Source organism: Spirosoma foliorum (assembly GCF_014117325.1).
Lineage (GTDB): Bacteria > Bacteroidota > Bacteroidia > Cytophagales > Spirosomataceae > Spirosoma > Spirosoma foliorum.
Genome location: NZ_CP059732.1, coordinates 902,838 through 920,281, shown reverse-complemented (window position 1 = coordinate 920,281; position 17,444 = coordinate 902,838). Strand labels below are relative to the sequence as shown.

Below are 17,444 nucleotides of genomic sequence, written 5' to 3'. Positions count from 1 at the left end.
TGCGTCAGCCACCGTAAACAAAATACCATAAACCTATTTCCTTCCCAACCAAAGCCCACAAATAACCAGCCCTGTCCCTGCAACAGTATACAGAGTGATGGGTTCGTTCATGAGCAGATACGAATACGCAAAACCGAATATCGGGCAAAGGAATAGCCACAGCGAAGCCCGGATGGCGTCTTGCCGAACGAGATAGAACCATAGTTGCAGGGCTGCTACCGAGACGGGTAAAATCAGCCAGAGTACCGCTCCCCAAAAACGTAGATCATAATGGGAGTTGCTGAATGTCGTAGGCTCAAGCACGCCCAGTAGCACAGTAAACGGGAGCAGTTGAAAGCCACCCAACAATACCTGCCAACCATTGATGACCAAGTTAGGCAATCGCCACTGGATGCTGGCATAATAAACCGTTGCTGCCGATACGGAGATCATACCAAACAGCAGAATTAATAAGCCCTCAACGGTGGCATAACTAGTTTGCAGCAGCGGATACGTCGCAATCCCGACGCCTAAAATTCCCAGAAACAATCCTCCTAATTCATTCAATTGCGGTCGCCGACGCAACCAGATTGCTGATAATAAGGCAATAAATAAAGGATTGGTGGCCGTTGATAAGCTCCCAATACCCGCCGATACCTGTTTCAGCGCCAGCACAAACGCGCCGAGGTAAATTGTTGTATTGAGCAATGAAAAGATCGCTAACTGACGAAATTCTACACGCGTAGGCCAGGCGTTTTTCGTTCGCTGGATGCCATACGCAAACAGGAGCATCCCGCCACCAGCGATGAAAAAACGTACGTTAGCCAGAATCAACGGATGCACCGATTGCACACCAAATTTGGTTGCAACCGAAGCCGAAGCCCAAAGTGCCGCAAAGAGAAGGCCGGGAATAAGTTGTTTCATAAATACCCGGCTTAGTCGAAGAATTCGGAGGGAACTACCTCAATTGCCCGCATAAGCATGGTATACTGGCTATCGCGGGAAAGAAATTTTCGAAGCAACAATTCTTGTTCAAACTCTTTATCTCTGTCTCCAGAAAGTTTAGCATGATACCACTTAGCTACAGCATTGACCACTTCATGATGGCGATTACTGATAGCCTGCTTCAAGTCACGGTGTACATGGTTTAATAAATTAGCAGTATTAACAGCCTTTATATTGTCTTCATGTCGTGCCTTGAACAAAGCATTTCCGCCAAACTCAACTTTATAGATAATCTCATACTCAACATCGTCGTTGGCATCACATGGGTCAAGATAACCGCCAGCAGGTATGGATTTAGGTTTCTGCTTATTGGCTTTCTCATGGATTGCATACAGGTTTTCCCAAACATAAATTGGCTTGGCAGGGTCGTTTTGTGGAATAAAATGGTCAATTTCCATTTCATTCATACTGTCAAATTTTCTCTCTGTCAGGTAACATTTTTCTCTAAAGACTTTAAATAAAGCTTCAAGTACTTCCTGATTGCGGTACTCTTTCTTGGCAGCTAATGAAGGCGGGACTGGAACATCCCGAATTACGTTAATCATCGGGCGGCTTCTTGCTGTACTTCCTGTTGAATAGTTAATAGTTCCAGCTCTACCTTCAGCGTCGGAGAAAGATATGCGCTATTCTCATCATAGATTTTCTGTAAAGCCGCTTTCCTTTCCGCAGGTTTATCGGCGAGGTTATTTAACGTCTCATTAACCTGCTTTATAATGAGATCGGCAGTCTCCGAATACTCATTCCCTAAACCAAAATGCGACACCATCAAATCTGAATAACTCCGCCCCACAGTTTCTTCACTACCACGCGATTCCTTTGTCGTCAGATCAAAAATTGTAGCGTTTTTAATGCTGGCAATAACGGCTGGTGAATGCGTAGCCGCAATAAATTGAATATTAGGAAACAGGCTCGTTAACAGCGGTAGAACCTGTTCTTGTAATTGAAGATGTAAATGCGTTTCAGGCTCATCTATTAGAACAATACCACAGGGATTGTAGGTATAGTCATTGACTTGTTTACGGATTAGGTCAACACGCATGAACAAGTCCATAAAGATGCTTATAAAGGCCGAAAAGCCCTCTGAAAGTGTATTAAACGTAAGTCTACGATTATCTGTAAGATTCAAAAAAAAACTCATACGTAGAGCGGTCAAATTCGATCTCTTTTAATTCTCCTCCAAAAATCTTGTTTAACGTATCTTTAAGCGAATCAAAAAATAGCTGCACATTATGAACTTGTTGAATCTGTGATTCAATTTGACTAAACGCTTGCTCTACCTTCCTGTTGACTAAATACTGTTTGAATTTGCTAATAAAAAATTCCGTCGAATCAAGCGAATTAAACTTATTAGTAAACTCAGTTTCTTTTGATGGAGCTTCTACCGGTAATGCATCGCCTTTTCGCTTAGCTTTGAAATAAGAATATACGATAAGTTGTTTATTTTTCTGCCAAAAATTTTCTGCATGTAAAGCAGTTGATGGGAGTATACGTTTATACTTAAATAACTCATTACTCAAATTTACATATCTATCTGTACGGCCAAATGAGTTAAAATTCATATCTATTTCTCTTTGTAGAATATCAAAATATTCAGAAAGAGAACTGGCATTATACCATCTATTTTCTCCAGTTCGCCATCCAGATAAATAGTAATTCAGGCTCAACAGAATCGTACTCTTCCCAGACCCATTTTTCCCCGTCAGAATCAGATGGCTAAACGGTTCATAGTCGTGTAGTTCAATATTAAAATCCTTGTACGCGTAACAGTCGTTCACGTACAAGGATTTGATATAGGGAAATTCTTCTGGCGTGATCATAATCAGCGTTTTTTCACAAACTAGCTTTCTACAAAGTTACACGGGTGTACCTAAAACCCAATCTTGCCTTTCCGCCCGCTTGGCTTCTGCTCATTAGCCCAGTCGCGCATGTCGGCGAGTTCTTTTTCGAAGCCGCCCGATAGAATTGGGAAGCGGCACCACGAACGCGGATCCAGGTTATGATCGTCGAGGTGGAAAGAAGGCGCGTAACGCTCACGTTTCCACTGGTTGCGGCTCCAGAGTTTGAAAAAGCGCTCAACCCAAACCAGCAACTTCTCCCGATCATAACGACCTGCGTACCGAACCTCAACCAGTTTCAACACCTCAACAGGTGGTTGCTTATCCCGAATAGCGGCCTCTTCGATGGAGTTGAGCACATCGTAGGCCATCAGATCATCTTCGTCAGTTTGCTTTTTGTCTAACGGACGGAGTTCGGCGGTGGGTTGCAGGTTATTGACCGCATGTAGTCCCTTCACTTTGATTAAATCATCGGATGCCGCTGCGTCCATCACCGAGCCAGTACGGTCAGCGGGGGTTGATTCGTTTTTTACGTTCAGGCCAACCGTTTCGAGCCAGCGCAACCAGCCCCGCAGAAAATGCTTATCGATTCCCGTGATGGGCGAAATACTACCTGCTGTGTCACCATCCATCGTCGCATAGCCAACGGCCGCTTCGGAGCGGTTCGAGGTCGTGAGCAGCAACGCATTATTCAGATTGGCCAGCATCCAGATACTTGGGGCACGAACCCGAGCCTGAATATTTTGTAGCGCCAGATCATCGGTATCCCAGGAAAGTTTTCGGCCTAACTGCTCCTCAATTAGCCCCCGATATGTTTCGACCAGGCCATTGATGTTGATATTCATGAAGGTCGCTCCGATATCATCAGCCAGTTCTTTAGCCGAATTGAACGTATCGTCCGACGAGTTTTCGGTGCCCTGATACATGACCGTGAGTAACTTACCAACCATCTCTTCGGGCGATTCGCAATCCTGAATGGCTTTGATGTACCCAAGCTTTTTCTTGACGCCATCCAGACCAAGATTCTGCACTGCCATCCGAATCATCAGAGATACAAGCGCAGCAATAGCCGACGAATCAGCTCCGCCACTCAACGACAATACATACCCTTGCGAGCGACTCTTTCGCAGATAATCGAAAAGGCCTAAGGCAACGGCCCGAGCAAATTCTTCTTCTTTCAGATAACCACCCCGCTCCCAGGCTTCGAGTTCGGCTTTCTGGATAACGGGCGCAATGTCGGGCCAGTCGAACCGATCCGATACACGGAGGTTTGGGTACGCCAGGGCGATATTCCCACGGCTTTGTGTCTGATTTAGGCGAGTAAGTTCAACATCGACCACTGCCGGAACGATCAGAAAATCTTCGTAACTCAAGCGCGGTCCCGACACCAGCAGCTCACCATTGGAGGCTACCATAGCGTCGCCATCGTAAATCATTCGACCGGCTTCATTGCCCAGCATATTCGCGTACACATAGCTTACTCCAAATGCCCGCGACGCATCGACCACGAAACGCTCACGCACCTGCGATTTCAGGAATGCAAAGTGGCTGGCCGTCGGATTCAGGATAATATCAATCCCACGTTCGTACAACATCCGCCCCGGCCGATTGGCGACCCAGGCATCTTCGCAAATCTCGAACCCAACCCGAATGCCCGACAAATCGAAGACCAGATCGCCAAATGGATAGGTAAAATCGCCAATTTTGATCTCATCCCGAACGTAGGGATTCCAGGGCTGGAACCAGCGGGTTTCGTAATGAACGCCATTATTGGCCATATTTTGCTTTACCGCAAAGCCCAGAATTCGCTTATTGGCAATCAGGCAGGCCGTGTCGTATGTTCGGTTGTTATGGCGAAGCGGCAGACCAACGGCCACGGCAATGTCATTGGTATATTGAACGATATCCAGCAGCGACGCAATCGACTGGTCGATGGTATTCTGGGCAAAAAACGCATCCTCACAGCCATAGCCCGAAATACACAATTCGGTCAGACACAGCAGACTAATATTCTGCTTCTGGGCTTCCTCGATGGCATTGATAATATTTTTTTTATTGTGCTCCCAGGCAAGTGGGATTTGATTCAGAACACCAGCGGCTACTTTAAGGAGTTTCATGTAGTACAATGAGTGATTGAGCGAATGAGTGAATGAGTGAATAAACTCAGAACTCAACGCCGTATTACATATTCTTCTATTAGGATAACAAAGATGGGGCGAAAATAGGTTTAGTTTGCTAGAAACTAGGTGAATGGAACTGAAGATGGCTTATGGACGTATCGCCCACAAGTTTTACTATATTTGGATATATACTTGATTGTTGCGTTTTAAACTATTTTTATGCCCTCTATCGAATTTGATGTTCATGGAAATCTGCAACCTTACACTGTTATTACGCTCACCATCGAAGAGTTTAAACAAGCGTTTGTAACAGCGTTTCCTGATTCGGAGAGAAGAAGTCTGTTGTTTGACACATTTTTAATGCATGTAACCAATTTCAGAATAACCGCAAATGAAGAGTTTTTTGTCTGGGTTGACGGTAGTTTTATAACCCGAAAAACAAACCCATCCGATATTGATTTCGTTATTTTTCTAGATGCTGATTGTTACACACGTCATGAAGAACAAGCTGCTTTTTTTCGGCAGCAGCGCTTTCTGCCCAATAAACTTATAGATGGTTATTTTGTGCAGGTTTATCCAGAAGATCATCGACAGCGTAATTGGTACGAATCTGATCGACTGCGTTGGCTACAGGATTTTGGCATTAGTTTGGCAGGACGGAAAAAAGGAATAGTTCAACTTAATTTTTAAACTCATGAATGAATTAGAGCAAATTCTGGAGGACACTGAATTACGGGCGGGAGCTATAGCACGGCTGTTGACACTGATTGAACGAGACAGCGATATCATTAATCGTCATCGCTCAATTGGAGATGCAGGATCTTATGTGCAACAATATATTGATTTGCGCGAAGCTAATTTAGCTACCTTATCCCGCCTTCTTGAAGCCAAAGGCACAATTCGAGCAGAATTACACTTTACCGAACAAGCCGCTTGATACTCTATTGATAAGAGTAGAATTTTCTAACACCTTAAAAATCTTCCCTCAAAAATCCCCATAATTCACCTGCACGCAGGTTAGGCCAAGCTGTCGTCGCCACATATCTACGACTTGCTGGCGGTCGTCAACTACGAGCTCGACGTAGTAATGGCCAAGAATATGCTGTTCGAACAGTTCATATTTGATGTCGACATCCTTCCGATTGTCCTGTTGCGGGCGCATAAACAACTGATAGTCTTCTGCTTTCCAGCCAAAATAATGATTAAGCCAGCTTATCGTTTCGGAGCGGCAAACAGCGTCGCGGCCCGAAAGAAATATAATGGTGTAGCCTGATATTTGTAATGATTTCACCAGATTAATAATCGGCCACTTGGGTGTATCGATACCCACTCGACGCCAATCAAACGGAGAGCGATCTCCTCGTTTTGCCACTGTTCCGTCAATGTCAACCAACACGCAATGGGGTAATGTCTCGTCCTGGAGTCGCTGAAAAACAGGGTTTCGTGTTAGCGTTTCAGGGCGGAATTTGAAAATCTTCTTCAGGACAGTAAGCTTTTCTGCTTGCATCCGAATCACGGCCTCTCCTACCGAATCAGGTCGATTCTGGTCGCGACGAATGCATTCGTCAGTAGGGGTTTCAATCAGTTTGTATTGGATTTTAACCTCATCAAAATGGCTAGCAAGTAGATTCCGGTATTCGTTGATGTACTTCAGTTTTAGCGTTGTGTTATCGATTACAATATACCAACCCCGTGTTAAACCATCCAGAATAGCTGTTTTCTGCATTTCACTGACCAGACTTTCAAGACGATCTTTTTCCCGGTCGGGCCAGGTAGTCCAATACTCCTGAAGGGATACCGACAATAGACTGCGTCGGAGATCATCGCGATTGACACGCAGCCAGTTTGGATTTTCGGCGCAGAATTGCCGGGCAAAGGTTGTTTTACCGCTCCCGCTCAGACCGGTTAAGATGAGGACTTGTTTCATTCCATCTCAAAGGACACTTATATTACATCAGTATACAACCTGAAGCTCGCTAGTTGAACACGGGAGTGTACTAAATGTCTTTATAAAACTAAAACTTTGGCAGTCAATCGATGCGCCCCTTGATAGCCACTGACCAAGTATAAACCGGGAGCTAGCCGTTGAGTTGGTGTCAGAACGGCACTTGTCTCCGATTCTTTGCTAATATGAATGGGAATTGATAAGCCAAAACTTGTTTGTAAAGATAGCGTCTGGGATTCCATATTTCGAAACCTAACCTGAATCTGATCGCCCTTCAACGGGTTTTCAGTAATTTTTAGATCAGGGGTTATATCATCGAGCGTAACTGAAATGATTTGAGAATAGGTCACCCCCTGATCTGCCCCAAAATCAGCCTGTTTTAGTCGATAATAATTTATGCCATTTAATGGCTCCGTATCCAGCACTGAATATAATTCTTTGCGGTCTGACTGCCCCATAGCCGGTACACGCGCCAGCGTCGAAAACTCCCGCGCGTCCTGACTGCGCTGAACCTCGAAGTAATCACTATTCTGCTCCCAAGCGGTTTCCCAAGTCAATGCGACCTGGTTACCAACTGTTTTTCCATCAAACGAAATAAGATGAACGGGTAAAGGGCCACTCCAGGATAAGTCCTCAATAGTGATGGTCTGCGCACCAGGGTTAGCAATGGTCTGCGCTGCATTATTGCAGTAATTAATCGTGATTTGAGTAACTGCCCCTGAAAAAACAACCAGATTTCCAGGGTCGGAAGCAGAGGCAGGTGCATCACCAGTGCCAGTAATTGTATTACCCGAAATACTGGAATATGTCCCGGCTGAACCAGAAGCACTAATAGTTGGGCTGACGCTTCCAGCCCCATTCATTCCGCTTACGGTAACCTGATCGATAAAATCATAATTAGCACCATTGGCAGCTCCCCGATCGATGTTCAACACTCTAAATCGTACATCTTGTAAGCCGGGGTTAAAGGTGATCGTTACAGCAACGCAAGCCGAGTTAGACGTATGGTTAACAGCCAGTTGGAGCCCTCGACTAAAGGCTTGAGGAGAATTAGTTTGTAAACCGCTAGTGGTTCCGCCTACTGATACTGTTACGTTAGTAGCAGGTGTACCGACAGCAGTATATGATTTTGATAAGGAAGTAGTAGTCCACCCCCCCTTGTGTGGTTTGAAAGTCTAAATCCGGTTGTGCTATAGCCGCTATTACAGTTAGCAAATTCAGCAATAGATATACATATTTCATAAAATGTCAAATACAAGATATAGGGTATAAATAAAATCAAAAGTACCATTTTTTATTTTTATATATATTTAATTATAATCTTTTATTTTGATATAGATTATCATTTTATTGCTCATATACTAGTTCTAAAACACACATCCCGGTATCGTGCATTCGTACACAGCTGTGTACGAATGCACGATACCGGGATGTAAGCGGTCTCTTTTAAAAAGCCTTAGCGCAATATTGAGGGGATATCCACGTCTCAGTTCGGCAAATAGCTCATTTCCTGCGTTGTTTTCTCTGCCGTCTGAAAACGTCGCTTGAAATAGGTATAAGAAGCAACTACCAGCATGCTGTACAGACCTGCCATAATGTAGGCTCCATATATAAAAAACTCACGGTAACTGATATTGGCATGCCCGAAGTTCTTATACAAAAGCACCGAAACGCTGCCCAGGTAACCGTACCAATCGGCCAGCGTTACAATGAAACCAACCGTACTAACGTACCGGAATGAAGCAATCAATCGCTCGAAATACAGGCCATTACAGGGCACATAAGCCATGTATAATCCTAAGCCCGTCAGCAAAAACCAGTTACCCGCCGAGAGGGAGTCTGTTACATAGGCATAGGTGCTTAAGCCAACCATTGCCCCACCTGCCAGCATCAGGCCATTAAGGAGAGTGAACGCCCGAAAGTTATCGGTAACTCGCTGAAGCAGCGCCATCACAATTAGAATACCAACGGCCACCAGAGTTTCGGTTTTGGCGAAAATAGCCGGGTTTTCGACACCCGCATCTTTCAGGATTTCGGGCCCGAAGTTGTCCCGGAAATCCCGGAATGCCGATAACAGCACATAAGACAAAATTAGCAGAATCAGGCCCGGTCGAAAATTGCGGACAAATGCCCGGCGCTCGTCGGCATCCATCGGTTTACGTTCGGTACGGAGGGCTCGGTCTTCGTCGGTCGGTGGCGGTAGCAGGGTCATGGCGTAAATCGACGCCAGCATGGGCAGCACAAACAGACTTCCCGTTACAAACGGCAACCAGAACTCGGATACTCCCCAGGCACTTTTGATCGTCAAGGCAACCGTTTTCACAAAACCCGACGCAAAGATGAAGGAAGCCGTCAATCCAGCTACCAAAGCATCGGTCTGACGGCGACCTTCCAGAAAACCCAACATGGTGCCGTAAACCAGACCCAATGGTAAGCCATTCAGAAAGAGAAAAACGATGTTATAGGGAGCCGGAACCAACGCAAACCCTAGCAAGGCTGAGAGGGCTACGGTTACGTAGATGAGAATATTGATGGCCCGACGTCCCGGCGACATCTCCGAAACAACCTTCACACCAATCCCTTTCGAGACGGCATAGCCAAATACCTGCGCCGTAACGAGCCAGATTTTATAGCTGATTCCGGCAAAGAACATGCCCTCGAAGGTCGTTGCGGTAATACCTCTCCGGAAGGCATACATGCAGGCGTAGGTACAAAAAGCGGCTGTCGCCCCGAAAATAACAAAGGTCGTTGGATTGCGCAGAAAAGCGGGAGAACGCATAGGTAGTTGGTATGCTAGCAGGAAGGTATTATTGACGAAGCATCACAAAATAGCGAATAAGTCCGAATGCGCAAGCTACAGCGTGTACACTAATTCTGGGCGTATTCAAGACATTGCCGACAGATCGTCAGATAATAGGCCATATCTGGCGTTGACAAACCGGGTATTTTAGCCTGTTCATCCCACCCCCGAACTTGCAGAATTTCCCGGAAGTATGGGTTGGTTTCAAACGCCAGAGCCTCTCCCGCTTTCATAGGGCCGCCCTGAAATTCAAGCGTTTTTACACTCGCTTCTGACAATCGGGCAAAGTATTCCGGTTTTTTATAAACCAGGTACCGCTTAGCATTTACGTGATGCTCAATCAGTTGAGCAACTTTCTCCGAAAACCCCATCTCACGCAGATAATCGGCTCCGAGTTTCTCGTGATCGATGGTACCGTAGCCATCCATATAGCCGCCAGCCAATTCGGGTGGTAGCAAATGGCCAATATCGTGCAGAAAAGCAGCGGCAATAGTTTCCTCATCTGCACCCGCTTTTTCGGCCAACTGGGCGCATTGAAGGGCGTGTTCAAGCTGGGTTACAGGCTCACCATAATAGGCGTCGTCCCCACTCTGGATGAATAAATCGGCAATGACTTGCATCGTATTATTGGTAATGTAAATAGGTCCGTTCAAGTGTCCCGTCATCGTACAGATCAATAAGGGCATACCCTGCTTTTGTTTGCTGATAGGTGTCATTGCGCCACCAATCGCCACAAACAGCTCCGTTACACAGGTACATAACGCCATTATAATCCACCCGATCAAGCAGGTGCATATGGCCACTCAGGGCGGTTTTTACGTTTGGATATTGATAAAACAGCTTCAGCAATTCAGGAGTGTTCGATAGTACTAAAGCTGCTGGAATGGTCCAGGCTCCGTCTTTAACATTCTTCTCACTGAAGAAGCCAGTCGGGCTAAAAATCGGGATATGCGACAGAATTAAAACCGGCGTTTTTGTCCCTGTTTTAGCTAAATCCTGTTTCAGCCAGTCTAACTGCTCCTGATCAATGTAGCCAGTGTACCACTTCCCGTCTGGCTTAGGTTGTACGCTGTCGAGAATAATAAAATGCCAACCGTTCCGATCAAATGAGCGATACCGATTGCCAATCTTCATCTGATCGACTGCCCATTTTTTGCCGTAGCTAGGATCTGATTTTGCCTCTTCAAAACCCCAGATGTCGTGGTTACCGATGCAGTATTCGATCGGCAGCGAGTTGTTCGCTTTTACGACCGAATTCCAGGCATCCCACTGTTTCTGTACATCGGCCCGATCCTTCGCCAGCGCATCCATGATCACATCGCCCCCGTGCAGAATGAAGGCTGGTTTATCGGCATGACTCTGCGCATGTTGAAAACACTTCGCAACCGACTCCATCGGCTTACTGTCGGGCGTAATGTGCGTATCGCCGAGGTACGCAAAGCGTAGGCTGCGCTTACGGGCTGAAGGTGCCGATGTGATCAGGCCGTCAGTAGCCGACGCCAAGGGCAGCAGGGTCGCTGATTTAAGGAGTGTTCTACGATTCATCATAACCAGGTTAGTCTGTCTGAGTACAAATCTATCACCGATTTGCGCCCGAAATAGTGTCAATCGCTTTACCAACTGGATGATCCGTCTTAAACTCGAAGCCCAGCAACTGAGCTAAGGTAGCGGCTATCTGATTCTGAAAGAGCACTGGCCCATTTTTCTGCTCACCCGTAGCTGAAATTCCTTCTCCCATTGCCGCCAGCCAGATCTGATATGAGTCGGCGGTTTTGGTGCCGTGATCTTTCCAGCGTGCTTTTGGCGTGTGACCACGTCCATGATCGGTCGTAATGACTATGGCCGTTTTTCCGGCATACTGCGGCATTGTCTGCACAAGTTGCCATAAATTCGCTAAATACCCATCAATCGACTGAAGCATTCGCAAATGATCCAGATAACGCCCGGCATGAGCCAGATCGTCCGTTTCATCGAATGATAAAAAGAGCACGCGTGGCTGGTTTTGTTTTACGTACTGACGAGCCGCGAAATACGTCAGAAAATCGGCCCGAACGCCATCGCCATTTTCTCGGGGGTACAAGGTGGTTATGTCGCTCAACAACGAATCGGCAGCCGTGCGTGGCTGGCTGGGTTCATTGGCCGAGCTGGCGTAGATACCGGTTTTCTTTTCGTTGACAGCCGCTTCAATTACATCCCAGGACGAAAACACGCCCACTTTTCCGGCGAAACCAGGTTGCTTGTTCAGGAACTCCAGCACCGTAACATTGGGGTTATCAATTTTGTCTTTCGACTTGATTCGATCATCGGCATAGCCACTCAGAATTTCATTATACCCAGGATAGCTAAACCAGTGCGGATTTGACACATTCATGCGACTCCCTTGCTGGCGATTCCCATAGAGTTGCCCCTGCTGCCCAATGGTATTCCAGAGAAAAGGTGTAAGCCGCTTCCGACGTTCGGTTGGGGTAGATGCCCAGAATTGCTTATGAGCACCAGCAGTATCGCGGCTAAACACCGGATCGAACAGGAGCGTTGAGTCTGCCCCGTTAAAAATCTCCTGCCAGCGCACCCCATCGAGAGTTACCAGAATAATATTCTGCGCTGGTTGAGCCAGTGCGAAACTGCTTATAAACAGCGAACACAGTAAATAGATTAGTCGCATAGTTTAGGCTTAAAAAAGACCTATAAGGTTTTTGAAACCTTATAGGTCTGGGAAATTATTAATAAGTCTGGACAATTATTGCAAAATCCACATCGTAGCATTGATATCATCATTGCCACCATACTGGTTGGTCAAAGCTGCTTTCAGATTGTCGGCGTTGGTTGTCCGTTCGTTGGTTGGGTACTGCCAGCGTTTCGGAATCCGGGCGCTGTTGCCTGTACCTACGCCCGTGAGGAAGGTAGGTACGCCAGTCCGGCGTTGGTTGTAAAACGCTTCCAGACCTGAGTTTTGAAAGAAGGCAATGTATTTCTGGGTCAAGATCTGAGTCAGTCCGGTGGCATTGTTGCCCGCATATTTTACCGATGCCTGGGCCAGATAGTTACTCATGCTCACATTAACCGTGTAATTATCGAAGTTGGCATTACCGCCATCTCGTGAGAATGTTACCGTGTTATCGCCGTCTTTCAACCCGTAGAAACCCATCGATGCAGCAATCCCTTTCTGGTAATAATCGTCGGCATTACCCGAAACCCATCCCCGGTTGATCCCTTCGGCAATGTTGAACATCAGTTCAGGGTAGCCAATGATGAAGACGGGTTCGCCAATATAGGATGAGTAGTAATGCTTCCGGTTCTGGAATGAGTACTCCCCTTTCAGTACTTTGGTGGCCATATCCTGCTGATCTTCTCCCGACGAAGCACCCACAAACGCAGTATAATCAGTTGGTTTCAAACCAGCCGCAATCTTTGCCGAAGCAGGCTCTGCCACAACAAAAACGCGGGGATCTTTACGTTCTACCAGCAAATCTATGTACGTTTTAGCCATATTCTCACGCGTAGCGTTCTGGCCAAAGTTATCCTGGTTACGCGGGTATTTATTTTGAACACCGTTGTGGATGTACTGTAAGTTATCGCTCATTCCCGTCAGAATCGGGTACTTCGTCGGATTCCCAATCATATCGGCAAACTTTTGTTTAATACCCAGATCGGCATCGCTTTCTTTCTTGCTCAAACTAATGAGCACCCGCAACCGATACGTATTTACAGCTTTCTGCCACTGACGCAGGTTGTTCGCGAAATAAAAATCGCCACTCAATGTATTGTCGCCTTTCGCAATGATGGCTGCCATATCGGTGTTGGCGTCGTCGAGCCATTTCAGAATCTGAATGTATACCGCCTTCTGCGTATCGTATTTGGGCGTCAGATTGGCCTGATCTTTCAACGCATCGGTTAACGGAATATCGCCCACCCGCCGAGTCATGTTCTCGTAGAAATAAGCCCGAAAAAATTTTCCTAGCGCCGAATATGGGTTCACATCAGCAGCCCCTGCCCGTTTGGCTTCGGCCTCCATTTTCAACACATCTTTCAGCGTATAGAAATTCAGGCTTGTCGTTGTCCAGGTGTATTCGTTGGTAGCGTAGTAATTGTAGTTACTATCGAAAAACTGATTGTACCGCTGCTCCGCTCCCCAGGGTGCATAGGTCACACCTGCAAAACCAGAAGGACTATTCTGACTATCATACATATCGTTCAGAATACCTTTCAGCACCAACGAAGCAGGCGCATTGACGGCCCGGTTCGGGTCTTTTTCGAGTTCATCGAAGGGCTTTTCGCAACTGGATAGGGCCAGCAGGAGAGCAAGGATGGGAAGAATATAGTTATGAAGTTTCATGAGTTTTAGTGATTTCTCCCTCCCCCCGGCCCCTCTCCCAGAACGGGAGAGGGGTGAAAAGCAGGGCAGTTATGCTCCCCTCTCCTGTTTGGGAGAGGGGCCGGGGGGGAGGGTAGACTAAGATTAGAATGTCAGATTCAAGTTAAACCCGTACCGGCGGGTGGTTGGCGTTTGCAGATCCGAACGGCCATTGCCCGTAAACTGGTCGATATCGATGTCTTTCTTCTCGGCAAAATAGAGCAGGTTTCGGCCAACGAACGAGATAGATGCCTGCTTGATACCCAGGCGGTTGGTGAAGGTTTGGGGCAGGTTGTAGCCAATGACGACTTCGCGAAGTTTGGTAAATGTGCGGCTGATGATATTACCGCCATCGAACCCATACCGTTTGGCAATGTAATCCTGCAAGTATGCTTTCGTGGTATTCGGCGCAAACTTCAATTCACTATAGTTGGTCACCTTACCATCGGCGTCGTAGTTGATGTTCGCCCCGTTACTCACCTGAACACCTTCGCCTAAGTACGATTTTATTCCTTTTGTATCGTTCAGACGAGATACGCCCATATCGCCCAAAACTGTATTAATATGACGGCCACCCGCATAGGTTTTCTGTTGTACATAGTCAGAAATAACACCCCCTACGCGACCATCGAACTGGAAGCTAAACGTGAAGTTCTTGTAACTGAAGCGGTTGTTCAGACCCCATACCCAATCGGGATTGATGTTGCCTACGTACTGCGCAACTGTCGTTTGAAGTGGGCGACCACCAGCGTCGTTGATAATCTGGCCATCGGGCGAGTAAACAAACGTTTTAGTGTAGTATTTATCGGTACGATCGCCAATTTTGAAGAACGTATTCAGAGCCGTTACACCCGGATAAAAATCCTTGTAAATCTCTTTGTAGGTCGACCAGTTGGCCAGCACATCCCAGTTAAAGCCGTTCGCACTACGGATCACTTTGCCCGTCAGGGAGAGTTCAACCCCTTTCTTTTGTGTTTTGATCCCATTCACCAAAGCCGCCGAATAGCCGGTTGTTTCGGAGATAGGCAGACTAAAAATACGTGGGCCATCCTCGCTGATGTAATAGGCCGCATCGAAAGCCAGACGATTGTTCAGGAAGCGGACATCTAACCCAACTTCAGTCTGCGATGTACTATTCGGCTTGATGTTGGGATTATTCAGCGTATTGGTGAAATAAGCCGTCGAGGTATTGTTGACCGTTAAAGGCGTACTATATACAGCCGAGTTCTGATAGGTTGGCCCGTCATAGGATGAAAAATACTGCTGACCATAGCTTAATGGGAACGAGGGTACCCCAATCGTCGACTGTGTAAGACCATCTTTTACGTTGGCATACGAAGCCCGTACTTTCAGGAAAGAAATAGCCTGTGGCAAATGTAGATAGTCTGACAAAACGGTACTCAACGCTACCGACGGATAAAAGAAGGTATTGTTGCCTTTGGGAAGCGTCGACAGTTTATCCATCCGGCCCGTGGTCGACAGTGTTACAAAATCCTTCAGCGTGAAGTCAGCCGAATAATAGGCCGATAATACACGCATATCGGCCATGAAGTTCGAAGCAAGACCTGCATTGAGCGAGTTCGAGAAGTTATATACCCCCGGCACATTCAGGTAGTTGGTCGATGTGTAATTTGAATTGAAGTTATAAATACGCATGTTGCCCCCCGCAATGGCATTTACATTCAGGTTGGGGCTAACGCGCTTGTTGTATTTGAGCAACAGATCGGTGTTGTTGTCCAGGAGGTTTCGACGGTCTTCACGGTAATCACCTTTAGCCTCTTCCCGACCATATACGGTTGCCGAATACGGAAATTTCTCCGTACGAAGCAGGTTCCACATCGACACCTGCGTGCGTAGTTGCAGGTCCAGACCATCGGCAATGTTATATTTCAGCGATGTCTGCCCGATAATGTCTGTTTTATAATGCCCACGCAACCATTCTTTTGTAATAAACCACGGGTTGTTATAACGTTGATATTCAGCATATATCTGTTGAACGCCCTCTTTACCAGGCTGCCAGTAATTCTTCATATCATCGATACTCCAGTCGGCTCCACCCCAAATAACTACGTTATAAATCAGCGAGTTAGGGCCGTAATCAACATCAGGAATGTTTGGTGTATACTGGCGATTCACTTGCAGATCACCCTCAAATCGAAGTCGGTTGGTGAAATTATAGCCCGTATTGATTTTAAAGGTTGTGCTGTTTAGTTTGGTGTTGGGAACCAGACCTCGCTGGTAGTTGTGCGAAACCGAGAATCGCAGGTCGTACTTCTCACCCGATGCCGATACAGCGATATTATTAGTCGAGAGAATCCCGGCCTGCAAAAACCGCTTCAGGTTATCTTTCCCCCGAGCAACCCAGGGAGTTCCCTGCCGTTTGCCAGTAGCCGGATCGACCGGGCTATCGTATTGTGGAATCAACTGGCCTTCAAAACGAGGTCCCCAAATGTCATAGTCACCATCGTTTTTACCACCGCCTTTACCATCAACGAATTCATAAACGCCGTGATCGCCAGGGCCATATTCATCCTGAACCTTTGGAATGGCCAGAAAACCATTATCTACCATCTGGCTGGTATTCACATCCACCGCAAACCCGCGCTTATCTTTCGTACCGCGTTTGGTCGTGATCAGGATAGCCCCGTTTTTACCCCGAAATCCGTATAAAGCCGATGCCGAAGCCCCTTTCAGAACAGAGTAGGTATCGATGTCGTCGGCACTGATGTTCCAGGTATCAGAGTTGACAGGCACGCCATCCACCACAAACAGCACGTCGGTATTTCCCCGCAAGATTACGTTGGGCCGACGCAGTAGTTCGGCAGAAGCGCCGATGGTCAAACCAGCTACTTTACCTACTAAGGAGTTCACCGGGTTCGGTTCGCGCGCCTTAATAAGTTGAGCTCCATCGACCGTCTGGATGGCCACCCCCGTTTGCCGAATGTCTTTTTTAATACCCAGCGCCGTTACGACAACTTCATTCAGTGTCCGATCGCCAGCCAGCATTGTCACATCTAAAGTAGTGCAATTACCGACTGCAATTTCCTGTGTAGTATAGCCGATAAACGAAAAAGTCAGTGTGCTTTTTGAGGAAGTGTTAATCGAATAGGTACCATCAGCGCGAGAGGTGGTTCCGGCATTGGTGCCTTTTACAACAATCGATACGCCCGGCAGCGGTTGGTTATCATCGCTGGAAACAATCCGCCCGGTGATGGTTTGCGCCAGGGCCGACAGACCCGGTAATAAGCACAACAAAAGCGTTGTGGCAATGGTCCACCGAATGCTTCGGTATAGCGCAGGCATTATAGCCTTTTGTGGAGACCAATACTCCAGCATGAACTTGGGTAAAGTAAGTTGCATATAGCATCAGGTTAGTATTACTTAAGTAATTACTCACAAAAGTATATGT

General features: G+C 46.8%; 15 protein-coding genes. 2 read left to right on the top strand and 13 right to left on the bottom strand.

Features of this window, described 5'->3' with window-relative positions:
- Nucleotides 1–33 precede the first annotated feature (33 nt).
- From H3H32_RS03920 to H3H32_RS03905, 5 genes are read right to left on the bottom strand one after another with little or no spacing between them, the layout of a single operon-like run.
- Nucleotides 34–903: a DMT family transporter gene (locus H3H32_RS03920; protein WP_182461368.1), complete on the bottom strand. Its 870-nt coding sequence runs from the start codon at nucleotides 901–903 to the stop codon at nucleotides 34–36.
- Between the two features lie 11 nt (nucleotides 904–914).
- Nucleotides 915–1,529 (bottom strand): hypothetical protein, encoded by a 615-nt coding sequence (locus H3H32_RS03915; protein WP_182461367.1) that lies wholly within the window; start codon nucleotides 1,527–1,529, stop codon nucleotides 915–917.
- Nucleotides 1,526–2,122 (bottom strand): AAA family ATPase, encoded by a 597-nt coding sequence (locus H3H32_RS37305; RefSeq protein WP_240543647.1) that lies wholly within the window; start codon nucleotides 2,120–2,122, stop codon nucleotides 1,526–1,528. Before H3H32_RS37305 ends, H3H32_RS03915 begins: the two co-directional genes overlap by 4 nt.
- Nucleotides 2,094–2,801: a hypothetical protein gene (locus H3H32_RS37300; protein ID WP_240543646.1), complete on the bottom strand. Its 708-nt coding sequence runs from the start codon at nucleotides 2,799–2,801 to the stop codon at nucleotides 2,094–2,096. Before H3H32_RS37300 ends, H3H32_RS37305 begins: the two co-directional genes overlap by 29 nt.
- Nucleotides 2,802–2,851: 50 nt before the next feature.
- Nucleotides 2,852–4,936, bottom strand: coding sequence for a nitrilase-related carbon-nitrogen hydrolase (locus tag H3H32_RS03905; protein ID WP_182461366.1), 2,085 nt, complete (start codon nucleotides 4,934–4,936; stop codon nucleotides 2,852–2,854).
- 222 nt (nucleotides 4,937–5,158) lie between these two features.
- Here H3H32_RS03905 and H3H32_RS03900 point away from each other — a divergent pair, with 222 nt between their 5' ends.
- Together H3H32_RS03900 and H3H32_RS03895 are read left to right on the top strand one after the other, a co-directional pair.
- Complete coding sequence (locus H3H32_RS03900) at nucleotides 5,159–5,629, top strand: DUF6932 family protein (protein WP_182461365.1); 471 nt, start codon at nucleotides 5,159–5,161, stop codon at nucleotides 5,627–5,629.
- 4 nt (nucleotides 5,630–5,633) lie between these two features.
- Nucleotides 5,634–5,876 (top strand): hypothetical protein, encoded by a 243-nt coding sequence (locus tag H3H32_RS03895; protein WP_182461364.1) that lies wholly within the window; start codon nucleotides 5,634–5,636, stop codon nucleotides 5,874–5,876.
- A 48-nt stretch (nucleotides 5,877–5,924) separates the two neighbouring features.
- Here H3H32_RS03895 and H3H32_RS03890 read toward each other — a convergent pair whose 3' ends face one another.
- The 8 genes from H3H32_RS03890 to H3H32_RS03855 form a co-directional block, all read right to left on the bottom strand.
- Entirely contained in the window at nucleotides 5,925–6,866 is a 942-nt protein-coding gene (locus H3H32_RS03890) for a phosphatase domain-containing protein (protein WP_182461363.1), read from the bottom strand.
- 80 nt (nucleotides 6,867–6,946) lie between these two features.
- Nucleotides 6,947–7,819: a hypothetical protein gene (locus H3H32_RS03885; protein WP_182461362.1), complete on the bottom strand. Its 873-nt coding sequence runs from the start codon at nucleotides 7,817–7,819 to the stop codon at nucleotides 6,947–6,949.
- Nucleotides 7,820–8,370: 551 nt separating this feature from the next.
- A complete protein-coding gene (locus H3H32_RS03880) occupies nucleotides 8,371–9,663 on the bottom strand; it encodes a DUF5690 family protein (protein WP_182461361.1) in 1,293 nt (430 codons plus the stop codon).
- An 89-nt stretch (nucleotides 9,664–9,752) separates the two neighbouring features.
- On the bottom strand, nucleotides 9,753–10,304 hold the full coding sequence (locus tag H3H32_RS03875; RefSeq protein WP_182461360.1) for an HD domain-containing protein: 552 nt from the start codon (nucleotides 10,302–10,304) through the stop codon (nucleotides 9,753–9,755).
- A 4-nt stretch (nucleotides 10,305–10,308) separates the two neighbouring features.
- The gene (locus tag H3H32_RS03870) at nucleotides 10,309–11,232 is read right to left on the bottom strand and encodes a metallophosphoesterase family protein (RefSeq protein ID WP_240543645.1); all 924 of its coding nucleotides are present in this window, start codon (nucleotides 11,230–11,232) and stop codon (nucleotides 10,309–10,311) included.
- 31 nt (nucleotides 11,233–11,263) lie between these two features.
- Nucleotides 11,264–12,346, bottom strand: a complete 1,083-nt coding sequence (locus tag H3H32_RS03865; protein ID WP_182461359.1) for an alkaline phosphatase family protein — start codon at nucleotides 12,344–12,346, stop codon at nucleotides 11,264–11,266.
- A 75-nt stretch (nucleotides 12,347–12,421) separates the two neighbouring features.
- Nucleotides 12,422–14,017: a SusD/RagB family nutrient-binding outer membrane lipoprotein gene (locus H3H32_RS03860; protein WP_182461358.1), complete on the bottom strand. Its 1,596-nt coding sequence runs from the start codon at nucleotides 14,015–14,017 to the stop codon at nucleotides 12,422–12,424.
- Nucleotides 14,018–14,140: 123 nt separating this feature from the next.
- Complete coding sequence (locus tag H3H32_RS03855; RefSeq protein WP_182464224.1) at nucleotides 14,141–17,338, bottom strand: SusC/RagA family TonB-linked outer membrane protein; 3,198 nt, start codon at nucleotides 17,336–17,338, stop codon at nucleotides 14,141–14,143.
- Nucleotides 17,339–17,444: the final 106 nt, after the last annotated feature.

What these genes read in the sequence shown, in the direction of transcription:
- H3H32_RS03920 (WP_182461368.1), bottom strand. Translation starts at nt 903, where the DNA reads ATGAAACAACTTATTCCCGGCCTTCTCTTTGCGGCACTTTGGGCTTCG.
- H3H32_RS03915 (WP_182461367.1), bottom strand. Translation starts at nt 1,529, where the DNA reads ATGATTAACGTAATTCGGGATGTTCCAGTCCCGCCTTCATTAGCTGCC.
- H3H32_RS37305 (WP_240543647.1), bottom strand. Translation starts at nt 2,122, where the DNA reads ATGAGTTTTTTTTTGAATCTTACAGATAATCGTAGACTTACGTTTAAT.
- H3H32_RS37300 (WP_240543646.1), bottom strand. Translation starts at nt 2,801, where the DNA reads ATGATCACGCCAGAAGAATTTCCCTATATCAAATCCTTGTACGTGAAC.
- H3H32_RS03905 (WP_182461366.1), bottom strand. Translation starts at nt 4,936, where the DNA reads ATGAAACTCCTTAAAGTAGCCGCTGGTGTTCTGAATCAAATCCCACTT.
- H3H32_RS03900 (WP_182461365.1), top strand. Translation starts at nt 5,159, where the DNA reads ATGCCCTCTATCGAATTTGATGTTCATGGAAATCTGCAACCTTACACT.
- H3H32_RS03895 (WP_182461364.1), top strand. Translation starts at nt 5,634, where the DNA reads ATGAATGAATTAGAGCAAATTCTGGAGGACACTGAATTACGGGCGGGA.
- H3H32_RS03890 (WP_182461363.1), bottom strand. Translation starts at nt 6,866, where the DNA reads ATGAAACAAGTCCTCATCTTAACCGGTCTGAGCGGGAGCGGTAAAACA.
- H3H32_RS03880 (WP_182461361.1), bottom strand. Translation starts at nt 9,663, where the DNA reads ATGCGTTCTCCCGCTTTTCTGCGCAATCCAACGACCTTTGTTATTTTC.
- H3H32_RS03875 (WP_182461360.1), bottom strand. Translation starts at nt 10,304, where the DNA reads ATGCAAGTCATTGCCGATTTATTCATCCAGAGTGGGGACGACGCCTAT.
- H3H32_RS03870 (WP_240543645.1), bottom strand. Translation starts at nt 11,232, where the DNA reads ATGATGAATCGTAGAACACTCCTTAAATCAGCGACCCTGCTGCCCTTG.
- H3H32_RS03865 (WP_182461359.1), bottom strand. Translation starts at nt 12,346, where the DNA reads ATGCGACTAATCTATTTACTGTGTTCGCTGTTTATAAGCAGTTTCGCA.
- H3H32_RS03860 (WP_182461358.1), bottom strand. Translation starts at nt 14,017, where the DNA reads ATGAAACTTCATAACTATATTCTTCCCATCCTTGCTCTCCTGCTGGCC.
- H3H32_RS03855 (WP_182464224.1), bottom strand. Translation starts at nt 17,338, where the DNA reads ATGCCTGCGCTATACCGAAGCATTCGGTGGACCATTGCCACAACGCTT.